Below are 18,456 nucleotides of genomic sequence, written 5' to 3'. Positions count from 1 at the left end.
CTCCTGAATTTAGCGTGAAGGCAGCCCGACGCTGGCAATCTCTTCTTCCGTCAGCGGGCGATATTCCCCTGGCGCCAGGTCTGGATCGAGTTCAATCGCGCCGATACGTTCACGATGCAGCCCCACAACGTGGTTGCCCACGGCGGCAAACATCCGTTTCACCTGGTGATAGCGGCCTTCACTGATGGTCAGGCGCACGTCGGTTGGAGTGATGATTTCCAGCACCGCCGGTTTGGTCAGATCTTTTTCATTATGCAGCTGAACGCCTTTTGCGAACTGCTCTGCCGTGTCATCCGAGACCGGAGACTCAAGCGTCACCCGATAGGTTTTCTCACAGTGATGGCGCGGGGAGGTGATGCGATGCGACCACTGGCCGTCATCGGTCATCAGCACCAGGCCGGTGGTATCAATATCCAGTCGCCCTGCCGCATGCAGCTTGTGCGCCACAGGTTCGTCGAGGAAGTAGAGCACCGTCGGGTGATCCGGATCGTCCGTTGAACAGACGTAACCTTCCGGTTTGTTGAGCATGAAGTAGCGCGGGCCATTCTGCTGGGTCAGCGGGTTGCCGTCATACTCCACCTGGTGCTCAGGCTGGAGTTTAAAAGCGCTGTCTTTCACAATGTCGCCGTCCACGGTTACGCGGCTGGCGCGAATTTCACGCCCGGCAATAGCGCGGCTTACGCCGAGTTGCTGAGCGATAAACTTATCAAGTCGCATGAAATCTTTTTAGCCTTAATGGTGCTGGAAGTCGGACTACGCGTCCGAAAAAGAAGCAGTCAGAAACAGTTCAGTATAATGGTCTGGTTGCGCCACTCAAGGGAAAAAGTTTCGTGGCATACTATATGCGAGTTAACTGAATAGAGAAGCCATGACGTTCACATTACGCCCCTATCAGCAGGAAGCCGTTGATGCCACCCTCGCCTGGTTTCGCAAGCATCGGGAGCCCGCCGCCATCGTACTCCCGACCGGAGCCGGCAAAAGCCTGGTGATTGCCGAACTGGCGCGCCTGGCCCGCGGACGCGTGCTGGTGCTGGCGCACGTCAAAGAGCTGGTGGCGCAAAACCACGCCAAATATTGCGCGCTCGGCCTGGAGGCCGACATTTTTGCCGCCGGACTGAAGCGCAAAGAGAGCCACGGAAAAGTGGTGTTTGGCAGCGTACAATCCGTTGCGCGCAACCTGGAACTGTTTCGCAGCGAGTTTTCCCTGCTGATTGTCGATGAGTGTCATCGCATCAGCGATGACGACGACAGCCAGTATCAGCAAATCCTCACTCATCTGAAAAAGGTGAATCCTCACCTCCGTCTGCTTGGCCTCACCGCCACGCCGTTTCGTCTGGGCAAGGGCTGGATTTATCAGTTTCATTATCACGGCATGGTGCGTGGCGATGAAAAGGCCCTGTTCCGCGACTGTATCTATGAGCTTCCGCTGCGCTACATGATCAAGCACGGCTACCTGACGCCGCCGGAGCGGCTGGATATGCCCGTCGTGCAGTACGATTTCAGCCGCTTACAGGCGCAGAGCAACGGGCTGTTCAGCGAGGCAGATCTTAACCATGAGCTGAAAAAACAGAAGCGGATCACGCCGCATATCATCAGCCAGATTGAAGAGTTCGCACAAACGCGCAAAGGGGTGATGATTTTTGCTGCCACTGTCGAACACGCGCGCGAAATTACGGGGCTGCTGCCCGCCGACGACGCGGCGTTAATTACCGGTGAAACCCCCGGCCCGGAGCGCGACAGCCTGATCGAGGACTTCAAAGCTCAGCGGTTCCGCTATCTGGTGAATGTCTCCGTACTAACCACCGGCTTTGACGCCCCGCACGTCGACCTGATTGCGATTCTTCGCCCGACGGAATCCGTCAGCCTGTATCAGCAGATTGTTGGCCGCGGGCTGCGTCTGGCGCCGGGCAAAACCGACTGTCTGATCCTTGATTACGCCGGTAACCCGCACGATCTCTATTCGCCAGAAGTAGGCACGCCAAAAGGCAAGAGCGACAACGTTCCCGTTCAGGTTTTTTGCCCTGCCTGCGGGTTTGCCAACACCTTCTGGGGGAAAACCACCGCCGACGGCACGCTGATTGAACATTTTGGCCGCCGCTGTCAGGGCTGGTTTGAAGACGATGAAGGCCATCGCGAACAGTGTGATTTCCGCTTCCGCTTCAAAAACTGCCCGCAGTGCAACGCTGAAAACGACATTGCCGCCCGCCGCTGTCGGGAGTGCGACACGGTCCTGGTCGACCCGGACGACATGCTGAAAGCAGCGCTGAAACTAAAGGATGCGCTGGTGCTGCGCTGTTCCGGCATGGCCTTACAACCCGGCGCGGATGAAAAAGGCGAGTGGCTAAAAATCACCTATTACGACGAGGATGGCGCAGACGTCAGCGAGCGGTTCCGGGTCCAGACGTCCGCCCAGCGCACCGCGTTCGAGCAGCTCTTTATCCGCCCGCATACCCGCACGCCTGGCGTACCGCTGCGCTGGCTAACCGTTGCCGATATCGTGCGCCAGCAGGCGTTGCTGCGGCATCCTGATTTTGTTGTCGCCCGCAAAAAAGGGCAGTTCTGGCAGGTACGTGAGAAGGTCTTTGACTATGAAGGACGCTTTCGCCGGGCAAACGAATTGCGCGGTTAACGGGACTTTTCGTTGATGCGCGAGCCATTTGAGTATAAAATGCCGCCCGCTTCACATCCGTGAGGCAGAACACTCACCTGCTGCTGGGTCGCCTGTAGTAGGGTTTTAAATACAGAGAGAAATCAATGTTCACTATCGAAGCAGAAGTACGTAACGTGCAGGGTAAGGGTGCGAGCCGCCGCCTGCGTACCGCAAACAAGTTCCCGGCTATCGTTTACGGTGGCGAAGCTGCTCCAGTTGCTATTGAACTGGATCACGACAAAGTATGGAACATGCAGACCAAAGCTGAGTTCTACAGCGAAGTTCTGACCATAGTTGTTGGCGGTAAAGAAGAAAAAGTGAAAGTTCAGGCTGTTCAGCGTCACGCGTTCAAGCCAAAACTGACTCACATCGACTTCGTTCGCGCGTAATCGCAAACCTGTCGAGAAAAACCCCGCGTTTGCGGGGTTTTTTTATGGCTGTTACTTACCGCCTGAGGTGCGACGCTGAAGCTGGTCGCGCAGATTCGGCGGCGTGCCTTTAATGGTCAGCGTGTCGGTGGCCGGGTCCCAGAAGATACGTTCCCCGAGCAGCATGGCATCAAAGTTAATGGTTAACCCACCGCCGCTACCGGCAAATTTCGTCAGCTGACGCAGCGTACTGCGATCCGCCGGGAAGCTCTCTTCCAGCTCATAGCCTTTTTCCGCGGTAAATTCCTGGAAGCTGACTTCGCTGACGCCTGCCAGCTCTTTGGACAGCGACTCCAGCTCAATCTCTTCCCCGGCCTGTAACTGCTCGTTGCAGTAGCTGTAAACCTGCTGACGCACGTTTTGACGCTCAGATTTATCAAGCTGCGCCTCAGCCGTAAAGTCATCCACCGCCTGGAGGAGACCTTTGTTCTGCGCTTTGGCATTCAGCCCTTCGCTGGCACCGAGGAAGTCCATAAAGAAATCGGCCACTTTGCGGCCCACGCGACCTTTAAGGAAGGTCAGGTAGCGCGTCGATTCCGGGTTGGTTTCCCATTCGGTTAAATCGATACGCGCCACAATATCCGCATGGTTGATATCCAGGTAGTGCGTTGAGCTGATATCCAGCTGCTCGTTCACGCGCATGCTGCTTAAGTTATTCAGCACGGTGACCAGGAGATACTCTACCGCCAGATAGCGGTAGTGGCAGAACAGGACGATACCGCCATCGGCGAAGGGATATTTCGCCAGTTCGTCACGCAGACGGCCAGTAGCAGCGCGGCTGAATGCCAGGAAATCCTCTTCGCCCTGACGTTGCAGGCGCAGGCTATCCGCCAGTTCGCTCTCTTCGCTGAACAAGCCATAGGCTTTATTTTTCGCGCTGTAGACGCGATGCAACTCCGCCATCATCTCGACAACGGTAGGCGTTGGTTCCAGTAACGAATCGCGCAGCACCACTTCAAGGGTTTGCTCATCACGCTTGATAAGCTGGTGCAAGGCAATCTGGTTGATTTCCAGACTCATGATAAACTCTCCTTTTAGACCGGGCGGTATTCAACCACCACCAACGCATGTGTGCAACAGAAGATAAAAAAGGGGAAAAAAAGCTGTTGCTACGGTAATATGTCGCCCTTCTCTCAACAAACTGATTTTGATTTATGCCACAACATTCCCGCTACAGTGACGAACACGTTGAACAACTGCTCAGTGAGCTGGTCAACGTACTGGAAAAACATAAAACGCCAACCGATCTCTCCCTGATGGTTTTGGGAAATATGGTTACCAACCTGATCAATACCAGCGTTGCTCCGGCTCAGCGTCAGGCGATCGCCAAATCTTTCGCCCAGGCTTTGCAGTCCTCCGTTAGCGACGACCAGGCACACTAAGGGAAACGAACAACAGTTTATGGTGACGAATCGTCAGCGCTACCGTGAAAAAGTCTCCCAGATGGTCAGCTGGGGGCACTGGTTTGCCCTGTTCAACATTCTGTTGGCGATGGTGCTCGGCTGCCGTTATCTGTTTGTGGCGGACTGGCCAACCACATTAACCGGGCGCGTCTACTCGTGGATGAGCCTTGTGGGTCACTTTAGCTTTCTGGTCTTCGCCACCTATCTGCTGATCCTGTTCCCACTGACGTTTATCGTCATGTCGCAGCGGCTGATGCGCTTCCTGTCTGCCATTCTTGCAACGGCGGGCATGACGCTGTTGCTGATCGACAGCGAAGTCTTTACCCGATTCCACCTGCACCTGAATCCTGTCGTCTGGGAGCTGGTGATTAACCCGGATCAGAACGAGACCGCGCGCGACTGGCAGCTGATGTTTATCAGCGTGCCGATTATCCTGCTGATCGAAATGCTGTTCGCCACGTGGAGCTGGCAAAAACTCCGCAGTCTGACCCGACGCCGCCATTATGCGAAGCCCGTCGCGGCGCTCTTTTTCGCCTCATTTATCGGTTCGCACCTGATGTATATCTGGGCAGATGCGAACTTCTACCGCCCGATTACCATGCAACGCGCAAACCTGCCGCTCTCCTATCCGATGACGGCGCGTCGTTTCCTCGAAAAACACGGCCTGCTGGACGCGCAGGAGTATCAGCGTCGTCTGGTCGAACAGGGTAATCCGGAAGCGGTCAGCGTGCAGTATCCCCTGAGCGATCTGAAATATCGCGACATGGGGCGCGGTCAGAACGTGCTGCTGATTACCGTCGATGGCCTGAACTATTCCCGCTATGAGAAGCAGATGCCAGCGCTGGCTGAATTCGCTGAGAACAATATCGTATTCACTCAGCATATGAGCTCCGGTAATTCGACCGACGCGGGTATTTTCGGCCTGTTCTATGGCATTTCACCGAGCTATATGGACGGCGTGCTGTCGGCCCGTATTCCGGCGGCATTGATTACCGGGCTTAATCAGCAGGGCTACCAGCTGGGGCTGTTCGCCTCTGATGGTTTCAACAGCTCGCTGTACCGCCAGGCGCTGCTGTCTGATTTCTCACTGCCCGCCGCGCAGAGCCAGTCTGACGATCGGACCGCTGACCAGTGGATAGACTGGCTGAAGCGCTATGCGCAGGAAGATAACCGCTGGTTCTCCTGGGTTGCGTTTAACGGCACAACGCTTGATGACAGCAATCAGAAAGGCTTCGCGCGCCGCTATAGCCGTGCGGCGGGCGATGTTGATGCGCAGATCGGCCGCGTGCTGACCGCCCTGCGCGACGCGGGCAAGCTGGATAATACGGTCGTGATTATCACGGCGGGGCATGGCGTGCCGCTCGGCGACGAGGCGAAGGGCATGGAGTGGTCGCGTCCGAACCTGCATGTTCCCCTGGTGATCCACTGGCCGGGCACTCCCGCGCAGCGCATCAACATGCTGACCGACCATAAAGACGTCATGACCACGTTAATGCAGCGGCTGCTGCACGTCAGCACACCGGCAATTGAGTACTCGCAGGGCCAAGACCTCTTTAGCGCCACGCGGCGTCATAACTGGGTCACGGCTGCTGGCGGAAACACGCTGGTGGTGACCACACCGACGTTGTCCCTGGTGTTGAACAGCAACGGCAATTACCAGACGTATAGCCTCGAAGGTGAGAAGCTGAAAGACCAGAAACCGCAGCTCAGTTTGCTGTTGCAGGTGCTGACAGACGAGAAGCGCTTTATCGCTAACTGATTATTTATGAATCAGTTAGCGTTGCTTGCCCCTTGCATTCAAAAAGGAATAGAGTAGTATTCCTTTTATGCGTCGGCACGTAGCGCAGCCTGGTAGCGCACCGTCATGGGGTGTCGGGGGTCGGAGGTTCAAATCCTCTCGTGCCGACCAAAACTACACAAAAAAACCAGCCGCTTATGGCTGGTTTTTTATTGCCTGTCTCCGCATGCGCAATGCTTAGTGTTTTTCACGCCCACCGAGAAAGAAAATCCCCAGCGGAATCGCCAGCAGCACGGTGAACACCAGGCTGTAAACAAAGATCATCGCCGATTGCAGGACAAACATGCTGGTTGTCCAGGCAGATAGCGGGATGTTGTACTGCTCAATCACACCGACAATGGTTGCTCGCCCCACGCATGCAGCAGCAATCATAAACACAACCAGTAACGCCAGCAGGAACTTGCGGCCTTCAGGTGTCTTCAGTTTTTCCCGTACCATATCTCCTCCCTTTACAGATAAATAACAATAATTAACGCGTAAAATAACACGATCGCCGCATCGACTCCACCACAGCATTAAACACCAATAAAAGAACACAAAAGCAGTGCATTACTCCGTTTAAAATGAAAATGTGAGTAAATTACGCCAACCATTCACGTATATTATGTTAGTCTTTCCAGGATCGTTTTAACAAAAAGGAATGACAGTGAAAAACGCACCTAAATTTGCCATCGCCCTCATCGCCGCTGCGTGCGCCAGCAGCAGTGCTTTCGCCAGCGAAACCCAGAAAGAGCAGCCGCTGGAAAAAGTTGCTCCGTATCCGCAAGCGGACAAAGGGATGAAGCGCCAGGTTATTCAGCTCCCGGCTCAGCAGGATGAAGCAAATTTCAAAGTTGAGCTGTTAATCGGCCAGACGCTGGAAGTGGACTGCAACCAGCATCGTCTGGGCGGCCAGCTGGAAAGCAAAACGCTGGAAGGCTGGGGCTATGACTACTATGTCTTCGACAAAGTAACCTCGCCAGTCTCCACCATGATGGCGTGCCCGGACGGCAAGAAAGAGAAGAAATTTATTACCGCGTATCTGGGCGATAACAGTCTGCTGCGCTATAACAGCAAGCTGCCGATCGTCGTATATACGCCGGAAAACGTGGATGTGAAATATCGCGTATGGAAGGCGGATGAGACGGTAGGACAAGCGGTAGTTCGTTAAAAATAAGTCGGGTGGCGCTCACGCTTACCCGACCTGGAAAGGGTGCGTTCTGGCACCCTCACCCCAACCCTCTCCCACAGGGAGAGGGAGAAAACACTAGAAACGGTAACGGATGTTACCGTTTTGCGTTTATCTTACAGCGCGATATCCGCTACCGGCTTGCTTTCCGCCTGAGGCTTCAGCTCTGCCTTTGGCGCAGCATCCGCAGCCTGCGGTTTGACGTATTGCAGTTGCAGAACGCGGCTGGTGTATTCCAGCTCTTGTTCCGTGGCCTCAACGTTACCGTTCAGCTTCGTACCGTAGGATGGAATAATGGTTTTCAGCTTCGCCTGCCATTCCGGGCTGGATACTTTGTCCTTAAACACTTTTTCCATCAGGTGCAGCATGATTGGCGCAGCGGTAGACGCCCCCGGAGATGCCCCCAGCAGCGCGGCAATGGTGCCATCCTTATCGCTTACCACTTCGGTACCCAGACGCAACACGCCGCCCTCTTTCGGATCGCGTTTGATGATCTGCACACGCTGACCTGCCTGCCACAGACGCCAGTCTTCTTTCTTCGCCTGCGGATAGTACTCTTTCAGCGCCTCGAAGCGTTCTTCATCAGAGAGCATCACCTGGCTAATCAGGTATTTCACCAGATCGAAGTTATCCAGCCCCACGTCCATCATTGGCTTGACGTTTGACGTTGTGGTCGCGCTCAACAGATCCCACAGGGAACCGTTTTTCAGGAACTTGGTGGAGAATGTGGCGAACGGCCCGAACAGCACTACACGCTTACCGTCCAGCATGCGGGTGTCGATATGCGGAACGGACATCGGTGGTGCGCCCACAGAGGCCTGACCGTACACTTTCGCCAGATGACGGTTAACCACTTCCGGGTTTTCCGACACAAGGAACTGGCCGCCAACCGGGAAGCCGGCGTAGTCGTCCGCTTCCGGAATACCGGACTCCTGCAACAGTTTCAGCGCTGCGCCGCCCGCACCGATAAACACGAACTTGGCCTTAATCACATGTTCGGCTTCGTTGTTTTTCAGATCGGCAACGGTCACGCTCCAGCTGTTATCCGCATTGCGCTTGAAACCACGCACTTCGGAGCTGAGTTGCAGGTTAAAGTTCTCTTTTTTCTTCAGAGAGGCCACCAGCTGACGGGTGATTTCACCGTAGTTAACGTCAGTACCAATTTCAGTGCGGGTCGCCGCCACTTTCTGGTTCGGATCGCGGCCTTCCATGACCAGCGGCGCCCACTCTTTGATTTGAGCGTGATCTTCAGAGTATTTCATCCCGCGGAAAAGCGTGCTCTGTTGCAGGGCAGCGTAGCGCGCGCGCAGGAAGTTGACGTTTTGATCGCCCCACACAAAGCTCATGTGCGGTACGGTGTTGATGAAGGAGTGCGGATTGTGCAACACACCGCTGTTCACCTGGTGAGACCAGAACTGACGTGAGATCTGGAACGCTTCGTTGATCTCTACCGCCTTCTCGATACTAATGGAACCGTCCTTTTTCTGCGGCGTATAGTTCAGTTCCATGAGTGCCGAGTGCCCCGTCCCGGCGTTATTCCAGCCGTTAGAGCTTTCCTGTGCCACGCCATCGAGGCGCTCGACCATGGTCATGGACCAGTTCGGCTCTAATTCCTGAAGATACGTTCCCAGCGTGGCGCTCATGATGCCGCCACCAATTAAAAGGACATCCGTTTCCTGCTCTTTTGGTGCGTCAGCCTTCGCCGCCAGCGAGACGGCGTTCAGCCCCACGGCCAGAGAAAAGAGCACGGCAGTCATTTTTTTCATCATTTATGCCTTAGTTGAATAGTGCTTGATGCGTGGAAATTACAGGTGAAACACGCTGCGGTGGCACGGTAGCAACTTTTAAATATTGTTTAAAGGTTACGAAATTATTGTAATTGTGAAATTTAATGATGGATTGTTTGTAGGGTTTTGGCAGACAGGCTGGCACCCGACGATTTTCCTGGCTATGATGCTGCACTTTGTGATCGCGCGCACGGAAGCCTGCCCCTACCAGCGAATTGTTATGTCATTACCCCACTCGTCTGTACCTCAAGAAGGCCATGTCGCCACTGTTTTACGTTCGCCTCACCGTCTGATGCGCGAAACCCTGGCCGGTGTGATTACCGCGCTGGCGCTGATCCCGGAAGTGATTTCGTTTTCCGTGGTCGCGGGCGTGGATCCGAAAGTGAGTCTTATCGCCTCCGTGGTGCTCTGTTTCGCCCTTTCCCTGCTCGGCGGGCGTCCGGCCATGGTGACGGCGGCGGCAGGTTCCGTCGCGCTGGTGATTGGCCCGATGGTCCATCAACACGGCGTACAGTACATTCTGCCCGCGGTGGTGATGGCAGGCATGATTCAGATCCTGTTCGGCGCGCTGGGTATGGCGCGGCTGATGCGTTTTATTCCCCAGTCGGTGATGACCGGGTTTGTTAACGCCCTTGGCATTTTGATTTTCTTTGCCCAGGTGCCCCATTTCTGGAGCCGAAGCCCGGTGATTGTGGGCCTGTTCGTGCTGACGCTGCTGATTGTGCTGTGGGTGCCACGCTATATCAAAAGCGTGCCCTCCCCGCTGATTGCCATTGTGCTGCTGACTTTGTTCACCGTCACCAGCGGGCAAATTCTGCCGACGGTAGGGGATGAAGGCTCCATGAGCGGCGGTTTGCCGGGCTTTACGCAACTGCTGGTGCCGCTCAATCTGGAAACCCTGAGCATTATCTGGCCGTGCGCGCTAAGTATCGCTTTCGTTGGCCTGCTGGAATCCTTGCTGACGGCAAAACTGGTGGATGAACTGACCGCTACCCCCTCCAGTAAGCGTCGCGAGAGCATCGGTCTGGGCGTGGGGAATATTATGGCCGGGTTCTACGGTGGCATTGCGGGCTGCGCGATGATTGGGCAGACCATCGTAAACGTGGAGATGGGGAAAGGCAGAAGCCGTATCTCCACCCTTGCGGCGGGTATCGTACTGCTGGTGCTGGTTACGGCGCTCAGCGAGGTGATGGCCAAAATCCCGATGGCGGTACTGGCGGGTATTATGGCCATTGTGGCCGTCAAGACCTTTAGCTGGCATAGCGTTCAGCCCGGAACGCTGAAAAACGCGCCGGTGGCTGAAACCGTCGTGATGCTGGTGACGGTTGTGGCAACGGTTTACACCGGCAACCTGGCGATTGGCGTGCTGGGCGGGATTGTGATGATGTTCATCCTCCCTGCCCGACTTAAGCAAAAAGCACTGGCTACAGAAGAAAAATCGTCGCCAGTCCAAGAAAAATAAAGAAACCGCCGGTATCGGTAATGGCGGTGATCATCACGCTCGACCCCACCGCGGGGTCGCGCCCCAGCCGGGTCATCGTCAATGGGATAATCACGCCCATCATCGCCGCCACCAGCAGGTTCAGCACCATCGCCAGCATCATGACCCCGCCCAGCGCCATATCATCGTACAGCCACCAGGTAATGCCGCCCATGATGCCGCCCCAGACCAGGCCGTTAATCAGCGCGACGCCCATCTCCCTGAAAATCAGCCACGAAAAATTACCCGGCTGAATGTTTTCCAGCGCCAGGGCGCGAACGATCATGGTGATAGTCTGGTTGCCGGTGTTCCCGCCGATCCCCGCCACAATCGGCATCAGCGACGCCAGGGCCACCAGCTGGGAAATGGTATGTTCGAAGCCGTCAATAACGCGGGACGCCACGAACGCGGTGCATAAATTGATGGCGAGCCACGCCCAGCGGGTTTTGACGGCCTTGCCGACGGAGGCATGAACATCGTCTTCGGCACTGATCCCGCCAAGGGCTCGCAGGTCGTTATCGGTCTCTTCATAGACCACGTCAACGATCTCATCGATGGTCAGACGCCCCATCAGCTTGCCCACCGAATCCACCACCGCCGCGCTCACCAGGTCATCACGTTCGAAAGTACGCGCCGCTTTTTCGGCATCGTCTTCCGGCGAGAAGACCATCGGCTCGGTTTCCATGACCTCACTCACCCGCTGCTGGGCGCTGTTCAGCAGGATCGTTTTCAGCTCCAGCTCCCCGAGCAGGGTTTTATCCCGCGAGGTGACGAACAGTTTATCGGTGTTGTCCGGCATACTGCCCAGGCGACGAAGATAGCGCTGCACCGTCCCCAGGGTGACGTCCGGACGCACGGTGATGACGCCAAACTCCATGATCGCGCCGACGCTGTTTTTCTCGTAGTGCATCACCTGACGCACGCGCGCCCGCTCTTCGGCAGGCAGGGAAGCCAGCAGGCGTCCGGTCAGGTTTCGCGGAAGATGCTGAACGAGGTAGATCTGCTCGTCGATATCCAGCGTTTGCAGAGCGTCAAGAATGTCCCGGTCGCTCATCTCATCGATAAGGTCATCCCAGACGTTTTCCGAGGCTTCCAGCAGCACCTGACCGCGCTCGTGATCCTGCACCAGCCGCCACAGGGCATGGCGCTCCTCGGAAGGCAATGCCTCAAGGGTGTCCGCCAGATCCGGAGGTGGTAAATGTGCAACCAGCGCACCTACCTCAGCAATATCGTCGGCCAGCGTGCCGACATCATATTGCTCAGCCAGGGTTAGCTTACCCAATAACGTTGACGTGACCGCTTTATCGGTCGTCAGGAGCCAGATGAGCCGCGCACGCTCCTGGTCACGCTGCCTGGCGCTGTTTTTCTTTAATACCGACATCAATCATAAATCCATTAAATGAGTTGGCGTTAAGCATAGCGCGGGGATATGTAAATAAGAATAAACGGCGGGTCGGGATGGAGAAAAAAACGGCATATATGAAAAATTAGTGTGCCGGGGTTCACCCGGCACAATTGCAATCAGGCCGTACGCGCCACCGCGTCCCGTGACGCCGCATCGCGCTCATCGCCGGTCAGCTCGCTCAGCTTGCCGTCGCGCATCTCCAGCAGACGGTCGGCGTGAATGAAGTAGTGATCGTCATGGCTGATGGCAAAAATGGTTTTTCCCATCGCCTGCATCAGCGGCAGCAGGACCTGATAAAACTCGCGACGGAAGTGCGGGTCCTGATCGGCGGCCCATTCATCCAGAAGGATGATGTCGCGCTCTTCGGCCAGCGCCAGCAGCAGCGCCACGCGCTTCTTCTGCCCTTTCGACAGCTTGAGATTCAGGATTTTGCCATCCTGAAGCTCCAGCTTGTGCGACATTTGCAGGTGCGCAAGCCACTTCTCCACCAGCGCCGGATCCGCCTGCTGCCCTTCCGGTCCCAGCAGCCGGTCGAACAGCCAGACGTCGGTAAATACCGCCGAGAAGAGCTTGCGGTAGTCCTCCGGTTTCTCCGCGCTCAGCGCTTTACCATCCAGCAAAATTTCACCCGACTGCGGCTGGTAGAGGCCCGTCAGCAGCATCGCCAGCGTGGATTTGCCGCTGCCGTTACCGCCGATCAGGAACAGCAGTTCGCCGCGGTGAATGGTCAGGTTGATCGGCCCCACTGAGAAGGCGTTATCCTGATAGCGGAAGGTAACGTTACGCAGCTCCAGCGTTTGCCAGTTCGGGAAGGCCTGCGGGCGCGGGAACTCAGCCTTAAACGGCGCAAGGTCGAACTTCTTCAGCTTGTTGAAGGCCACCTGTGCGCTCAGCAGCGTCGGCAGTGCGCCAACGGCCGACAGCAGCGGCGTGCGTAAAAACAGCAGCGTCAGGGAGTAGGTTGCCGCCACGTTGGTATCCGCCCACCCCAGGCTGTTCGCCATCCAGAACACCAGGCCAATCGCGCCCAGCATCATGATGTTGGACCAGTTCACGGCGCTCAGGTGGAACGTATCGGCGCGAATAATGTGATGACGATATTCGTGCGCATCCGGGATATAGAGATGGTTGAAGATATGTTCGGCGCGCTCGCGGTTCAGCGTCAGCTCTTTACGCCCTTCCAGCACCGTCTGGTAATCGTTATAGAGCTTGTCTTCCGTTTCGCGCAGCACCGCCATGTGCTTATAGACGCGTGATACCAGCAGGAACCCGCCCCAGATGGTAATAACAATCCACAGCGCCGTTACCGCCAGCATTTTGCTGGAGAGCCAGGCGAGATAGGCTGCCGAGCCAAAGGTCAGGATGATCCCCTGCACCAGCTCCGGCAGGCGCACAAAGGCGATGGTAATGGCGCGCACATCGCTGGTCAGCCCCGCCAGCAGAGAAGCACTTCCCAGCTGTTCGATGCGCTCCACTTGAGTATCAAGGATCCGTTTGATGAACTCACTGCGCAGACGGAAAACGAAGTGGTGGCCGAGCGCGGTCAGCGCCAGCTGTGACCCGAGCGTGACTGCCATCAGCAGCAGCAGTAAACCCAAAAATTCCGGCAGGACGGAGAGTGACGTGTCGACCATTTCGATCAAACGCACGTTAATGAAGGCAATCAGGCCGATCCCCAGCGCCGCGCTGGCAAGGCTTAACGCCATCACCGCGATAAAAGGCCAGCGATACTGCCGCCAGACAAGAAGAAGTAGTTGCATGCAGAGCAATCCGGACAAGAAAAATCAGCCAGCAGTGTAAACTGCCTTTCACACACATCAAGAATAATTCTTATTTTTATTCTCTGTATGCCGCCTGACGGAACGTGAGGTTGTAGCGAAATGCCCCCGCCACCGGGTGATCGCCAGGTTTAAGCGGCTGAATACCGTGGTAAAAAAGCCGTGATTCACCGCCCCAGACCACCACATCACCATGCTCCAGCATCAGCCGTTTGAGCGGGTCGTTGCGCCGCAGGCCGCCAAACTGAAAGACAGCGGGCAGCCCAAGGGATACCGAGACAATCGGCGCGCGCAGGTCCGGCTCGTCCTTATCCTGATGCAAGGAGAGCTTTGCCCCAACGGCATAGCGGTTGATAAGACAGGCATCGGGTCGAAAATCAGGATAGCCGGCCGCCACGGCGGCGTCATGACACAGCGCCTGAAACGCCTCCGGCATCGGCGGCCACGGCTGATCCGTCAGCGGATCGTTCGCGGCATATACATAGCCCCGCTCATTCGTCGCCCATCCCAGTTCGCCGCAGTTGGTCATCGCCACGGACATGGTATACCCGCCCGGCGTAACCATATGGCGAAACGGCGAACAAGCGGTAACGGCATCAATACCGTCGAACAGCGCCGCCGCGCGGGAAAGCGCGAAGCGTCTCAGGATCGTCGCCCCCGGCGCGAGCGGCTCGTGCCAGGGTTCAGCATCAGCAAAAAGATCGAGCATTATCCCTCCGGGTTGTTCGCCTCACGTTTCAACAATAGCATCTTACGCGCTGCTCCCCAGCGATAACCCGACAGCGCACCGTCGTTACGCACCACGCGGTGACAGGGGATGACTATCGCCAGTTTGTTGGCACCGCAGGCCCCCGCCACGGCACGTACGGCATTGGGTTTACCAATGGCCTTCGCCACCTGCTGATAGCTTGCCGTTTTACCGCAGGGGATATCCCGCAGCGCCTGCCAGACCTGCTGCTGGAAGGCGGTACCACGGATATCCAGCGGCAGCGTCAGCGGCGTCGCGCGGCTGTCGACAGAGGCAATAACCTGACGAACACGCCCGGCAAACGCGCCTTCCATCGGTTCACGGACGGCAAGCGGAAACAGTGACAGCAGTTCAGCCGTCAGCCCGGCATCGTCATCACCCAGCAGTATTGCGCAGATCCCGCGCTCGCTTTCGGCCACCAGACAGCGGCCCAGCGAGCAATCACTGATGGCATAGCGGACCGCAGCCTCTCCGTTGCGGTACTGTTTTGCCGTCATGCCCAGCGCGCCATTGGCTTTACGGTAGTAGCTGCTGCCGTCCGGGAAGCCAGCGGCCAGTACGGCGTCGGTGATTTTACCGCCCTGTGCAAGCAGGCTGCGCAGGCGTTGTTCACGCGCGGCCTGCTGCCATGCTTTCGGCGTCATGCCGGTGAAGGATTTAAACAAGCGGTGGAAATGGAACGGACTCATGGCAACCTGCTGCGCCAGTGCCTCCAGGTTCAGCGCGGCATCCTGTTCAAGCAGTCGACAGGCCAGCGCAATGTTGGCCTTTTTCTGCGCCATAGGGTCGACCTGGTCCGGCCTACAGCGCTTACAGGGGCGGAAACCCGCCTGCGCGGCCTGGTGAGCATCAGGATAAAAGCAGACATTTTTACGCAGCGCGTGGCGGGCGCGGCAGGACGGACGACAATAAATGCCGGTCGTCTGCACGGCAAAGACAAACTGGTTATCCGCACGCGGATCGCGGACCAGTACGGCCTGCCAGCGATCCTCATCGGTAAGATAGGTTGTGTTTTTCATCATCGGCTCCTCTTACAAGCATACGCTCAGCTTGCCTGAACGCCACCGAACAAAAACCCGCAACCTTGCTTTTTAATTTTTTTCGCTCACCAGGAAGCTATTGAACTGCGGCGAACTCCAGGTTTTAAATCCGTCAGCCTCTTTGGTGATCATATAGACGGCCAGCCCTTCCTGACGCACCACCTCTTTGGCCTTCTCCGTGCCGAGCACCATCAATCCGGTATCCCAGGCATCCGCTTCCAGCGCGGTTGGGGCTATCACCGTCACGGACACCAGGTTGTGGGTAATCGGACGTCCGGTTTGCGGATCAATCACGTGCGAGATACGTTTGCCATCCAGCTCGTAATAGTTGCGGTAGCTTCCGGAGGTGCTTATACCGTGCCCGTTGATGTCGACAATCGCCTGCACCGCGTTCTGCTGATCGGTTGGTTTTTGGATGGCCACTCGCCACGGCCTGCCGCTGGCGTTCATGCCCCGGCTGACGAGCGCGCCCCCGACGGAAACCAGATAACGGGGAATGCCTTCCTGCGCCATCAGGGCCGCGAGATGATCCGCAGCATACCCCTCGCCTACCGTGGAGAGATCCACAAACAGGTCGGGAATATCTTTTTGCAGGTATTGCTGACCATACTGGGAGATCACCGTCAGATGCTGTAACCCTGTACGCGCGCGGGCGTCGTCGATGGCGGCTTGATCGGGTGTAGTCACCGGCTGCTTGTTGGGGCCAAATCCCCACAGGTTCACCAGCGGCCCCACGGTCACATCCATTGCGCCGTTGGTTTTGTAGCCCACGCGCATGGCTTCCGTGACGATATCGGCCATTGCTTCGCTCACCGGCCACAGCGAGGTGCTGCTGGAGCGATTGAAACGCATCAGCGCTGAGTCATTTTTATAGGTAGAGAGTAGCTGATCGTCGGCATCCAGCTGCGCCTGAATTTTACCGCGTAATTCTTCAGCGCGGGATTTATCAATATCCATCACGCTGACGCGCCAGAAGGTCCCCATGGTTTTCCCTTCCAGCACCGTCGCGGCGGGTGCGTCGATTTTTGCGGGCTGTGTGGAAGAGTCACACGCGGTCAGGAGTAAAAAAGTCGCCAGAACGCTGGCGCGTAAAAAAGTCATATCCATTGGTTATTATCCTCATGCCAGGGCGGCAAGAGTACACTAAAACAGCGTATTTGTAAGACCCTAAAAAAGCATGAAAAAAGGGGCCTGATGGCCCCTTTGTCGCTGTATGAGCAATTAGAACTGGTAAACCAGACCCAGCGCGACGATATCGTCAGTACCGATACCTGCTGCGCGAGTGAAGTCGTTCTCATCAACCAGGTTGATTTTGTAATCAACGTAGGTGGACATGTTTTTGTTGAAGTAGTAAGTCGCGCCAACATCAACATATTTCAGCAGATCCTGGTCGCCGTAGCCGTTTTCCAGGTCCTTACCTTTAGATTGCAGGTATGCCACGGATGGACGCAGACCGAAGTCGAACTGATACTGCGCAACCACTTCGAAGTTCTGCGCTTTGTTAGCCCAGCCCAGGTCGCCCGCACGGGTCGCGTTGTAAGTCTGAGTATACTGTGCAGCCAGGTAGATGTTGTTCGCGTCATATTTCAGACCACCGGTGTAGGTCTCTGCGCGATCGCCTTCACCGTAGTAGCCCGCAGCGTTCTGGTCAGCAGTACGTTTAGAACTGGTGACTGCCGTACCGATAGCGAAGCCTTCGCCCAGATCATAGGTCAGAGAGCCGCCGTAGCCATCACCGTTCTGACGCAGTGCCTCACGACCGTTGTTGGTCTGGCCTTCGCCGCTTGCGCTGCCGTTTTTACCCTGGTACTGCAACGCGAAGTTCAGACCATCAACCAGACCGAAGAAGTCCTGGTTACGGTAGGTCGCGAAGCCGTTACCACGCTGCTGCATGAAGTTGTCAGAACCGTAGGTATCGCCGCCGAATTCCGGCAGAACGTCGGTCCAGGAAGTTACATCGTAAACAACGCCGTAGTTACGACCATAGTCGAATGAACCCGCATCAGCGAATTTCAGACCTGCGAACGCCACACGCGTCCATGAGTTGTTTTCGTTCTCACCAGAGTTACCCTGGATCTGGTATTCCCACTGGCCGTAACCGGTCAGCTGGTCGTTAACCTGAGTTTCGCCTTTGAAGCCCAGACGCATGTAGGTCTGGTCGCCGTCTGCACTGTCGTCATCAGAGAAATAGTGCAGGCCATCCACTTTACCGTACAGATCTAATTTGTTGCCGTCTTTGTTATAAATTTCAGCCGCATTTGCTGCGCCTGCCACCAGCAGAGCTGGTACCAGGAGGGACAGTACTTTAACTTTCATTTTATTAACCCTCTGTTATATGCCTTATTATTTACCACTGCTTACTGGTCAACCCTCTTAACCAGTCGGCAAGTTCATTCTCCTCAAAAATGCAGAATAATCCAACAGGAATATGATACGAAAACTTTGAAGATGTTTCACTTTGCCATCAAGATGTTTCAATTTGTAAATTTGGAGGAACTTTTACAGAGCATTAATAGTTTAAAAATATAGCACGGATAATCAAAACAAAAATATATCGCATTAAATTCAGCAAATTGCCGTAAAAAACAGTACAGCACTGAATGACAAAAAAATTCCCTTCAACACCACTAAAATAACCCTCGCTATCATCATTAACTTTATTTATTACCGTCATTCAGTTCTGAATGTCTGTTTATCCCTAATTGAACCGGATGCTTCGCATTCGGTTTTTTTTTTACCTTTCTTTACGTCAACCTACATTTAATGTGCTA

16 protein-coding genes and 1 tRNA gene are annotated in these 18,456 nt (G+C 55.7%); 7 read left to right on the top strand and 10 right to left on the bottom strand.

The window, feature by feature from the left end; genetic code table 11:
* Nucleotides 1-9: 9 nt before the first annotated feature.
* The gene (gene rsuA / locus CU081_RS11640; RefSeq protein ID WP_003859374.1) at nt 10-717 is read right to left on the bottom strand and encodes a 16S rRNA pseudouridine(516) synthase RsuA; all 708 of its coding nucleotides are present in this window, start codon (nt 715-717) and stop codon (nt 10-12) included.
* A 151-nt stretch (nt 718-868) separates the two neighbouring features.
* Here rsuA and CU081_RS11635 point away from each other — a divergent pair, with 151 nt between their 5' ends.
* Together CU081_RS11635 and rplY are read left to right on the top strand one after the other, a co-directional pair.
* On the top strand, nt 869-2,629 hold the full coding sequence (locus tag CU081_RS11635; RefSeq protein ID WP_022651520.1) for a DEAD/DEAH box helicase: 1,761 nt from the start codon (nt 869-871) through the stop codon (nt 2,627-2,629).
* A gap of 125 nt (nt 2,630-2,754) precedes the next feature.
* Complete coding sequence (gene rplY / locus CU081_RS11630; RefSeq protein WP_003859376.1) at nt 2,755-3,039, top strand: 50S ribosomal protein L25; 285 nt, start codon at nt 2,755-2,757, stop codon at nt 3,037-3,039.
* A gap of 51 nt (nt 3,040-3,090) precedes the next feature.
* On the opposite strand, the gene yejK is transcribed toward rplY, so the two are convergent.
* Complete coding sequence (gene yejK / locus CU081_RS11625; RefSeq protein WP_017383403.1) at nt 3,091-4,098, bottom strand: nucleoid-associated protein YejK; 1,008 nt, start codon at nt 4,096-4,098, stop codon at nt 3,091-3,093.
* A gap of 134 nt (nt 4,099-4,232) precedes the next feature.
* Between yejK and CU081_RS11620 the strand changes: the two genes are divergently transcribed.
* From CU081_RS11620 to CU081_RS11610, 3 genes are all read left to right on the top strand, one after another.
* Nucleotides 4,233-4,460 (top strand): YejL family protein, encoded by a 228-nt coding sequence (locus tag CU081_RS11620; RefSeq protein WP_001135586.1) that lies wholly within the window; start codon nt 4,233-4,235, stop codon nt 4,458-4,460.
* Nucleotides 4,461-4,479: 19 nt separating this feature from the next.
* Entirely contained in the window at nt 4,480-6,240 is a 1,761-nt protein-coding gene (yejM, locus tag CU081_RS11615) for an LPS biosynthesis-modulating metalloenzyme YejM (protein WP_003859380.1), read from the top strand.
* Between the two features lie 73 nt (nt 6,241-6,313).
* Nucleotides 6,314-6,390, top strand: a tRNA-Pro gene (locus CU081_RS11610).
* A gap of 66 nt (nt 6,391-6,456) precedes the next feature.
* Here CU081_RS11610 and CU081_RS11605 read toward each other — a convergent pair.
* On the bottom strand, nt 6,457-6,717 hold the full coding sequence (locus CU081_RS11605) for a DUF2534 family protein (protein ID WP_006811332.1): 261 nt from the start codon (nt 6,715-6,717) through the stop codon (nt 6,457-6,459).
* Nucleotides 6,718-6,919: 202 nt separating this feature from the next.
* Between CU081_RS11605 and eco the strand changes: the two genes are divergently transcribed.
* Nucleotides 6,920-7,429 carry a serine protease inhibitor ecotin gene (gene eco / locus CU081_RS11600; RefSeq protein WP_032609713.1) on the top strand — a complete coding sequence of 170 codons (510 nt, stop codon included), beginning with the start codon at nt 6,920-6,922 and terminating at the stop codon, nt 7,427-7,429.
* A gap of 134 nt (nt 7,430-7,563) precedes the next feature.
* Here eco and mqo read toward each other — a convergent pair whose 3' ends face one another.
* Complete coding sequence (gene mqo / locus CU081_RS11595) at nt 7,564-9,213, bottom strand: malate dehydrogenase (quinone) (RefSeq protein WP_003859385.1); 1,650 nt, start codon at nt 9,211-9,213, stop codon at nt 7,564-7,566.
* 187 nt (nt 9,214-9,400) lie between these two features.
* On the opposite strand from mqo, the gene CU081_RS11590 reads away from it, so the two are divergent.
* Nucleotides 9,401-10,696: a SulP family inorganic anion transporter gene (locus CU081_RS11590; protein ID WP_032645730.1), complete on the top strand. Its 1,296-nt coding sequence runs from the start codon at nt 9,401-9,403 to the stop codon at nt 10,694-10,696.
* On the opposite strand, the gene mgtE is transcribed toward CU081_RS11590, so the two are convergent.
* The 6 genes from mgtE to CU081_RS11560 all read right to left on the bottom strand — a co-directional run bounded on the left by mgtE (nt 10,659) and on the right by CU081_RS11560 (nt 18,001).
* Nucleotides 10,659-12,095 carry a magnesium transporter gene (gene mgtE, locus CU081_RS11585; RefSeq protein ID WP_003859390.1) on the bottom strand — a complete coding sequence of 479 codons (1,437 nt, stop codon included), beginning with the start codon at nt 12,093-12,095 and terminating at the stop codon, nt 10,659-10,661. The genes CU081_RS11590 and mgtE overlap by 38 nt on opposite strands.
* Before the next feature lie 140 nt (nt 12,096-12,235).
* On the bottom strand, nt 12,236-13,879 hold the full coding sequence (locus CU081_RS11580) for a multidrug ABC transporter permease/ATP-binding protein (RefSeq protein ID WP_003859392.1): 1,644 nt from the start codon (nt 13,877-13,879) through the stop codon (nt 12,236-12,238).
* A 76-nt stretch (nt 13,880-13,955) separates the two neighbouring features.
* A complete protein-coding gene (gene alkB / locus CU081_RS11575; RefSeq protein WP_003859395.1) occupies nt 13,956-14,606 on the bottom strand; it encodes a DNA oxidative demethylase AlkB in 651 nt (216 codons plus the stop codon).
* Nucleotides 14,606-15,664, bottom strand: a complete 1,059-nt coding sequence (gene ada / locus CU081_RS11570) for a bifunctional DNA-binding transcriptional regulator/O6-methylguanine-DNA methyltransferase Ada (RefSeq protein ID WP_003859397.1) — start codon at nt 15,662-15,664, stop codon at nt 14,606-14,608. Before ada ends, alkB begins: the two co-directional genes overlap by 1 nt.
* Before the next feature lie 72 nt (nt 15,665-15,736).
* Complete coding sequence (gene apbE, locus CU081_RS11565; protein ID WP_003859399.1) at nt 15,737-16,792, bottom strand: FAD:protein FMN transferase ApbE; 1,056 nt, start codon at nt 16,790-16,792, stop codon at nt 15,737-15,739.
* Nucleotides 16,793-16,906: 114 nt separating this feature from the next.
* Nucleotides 16,907-18,001, bottom strand: coding sequence for a porin OmpC (locus tag CU081_RS11560; protein ID WP_003859401.1), 1,095 nt, complete (start codon nt 17,999-18,001; stop codon nt 16,907-16,909).
* Nucleotides 18,002-18,456 lie beyond the last annotated feature (455 nt).

Origin of the sequence: Enterobacter sp. CRENT-193 (genome assembly GCF_002787395.1) — a bacterium.
In the GTDB taxonomy this organism is placed as follows: Bacteria; Pseudomonadota; Gammaproteobacteria; order Enterobacterales; family Enterobacteriaceae; genus Enterobacter; species Enterobacter hormaechei_C.
Note: the sequence above shows the minus strand (reverse complement) of the source record. Positions and strands in the feature narration are given on the sequence as shown.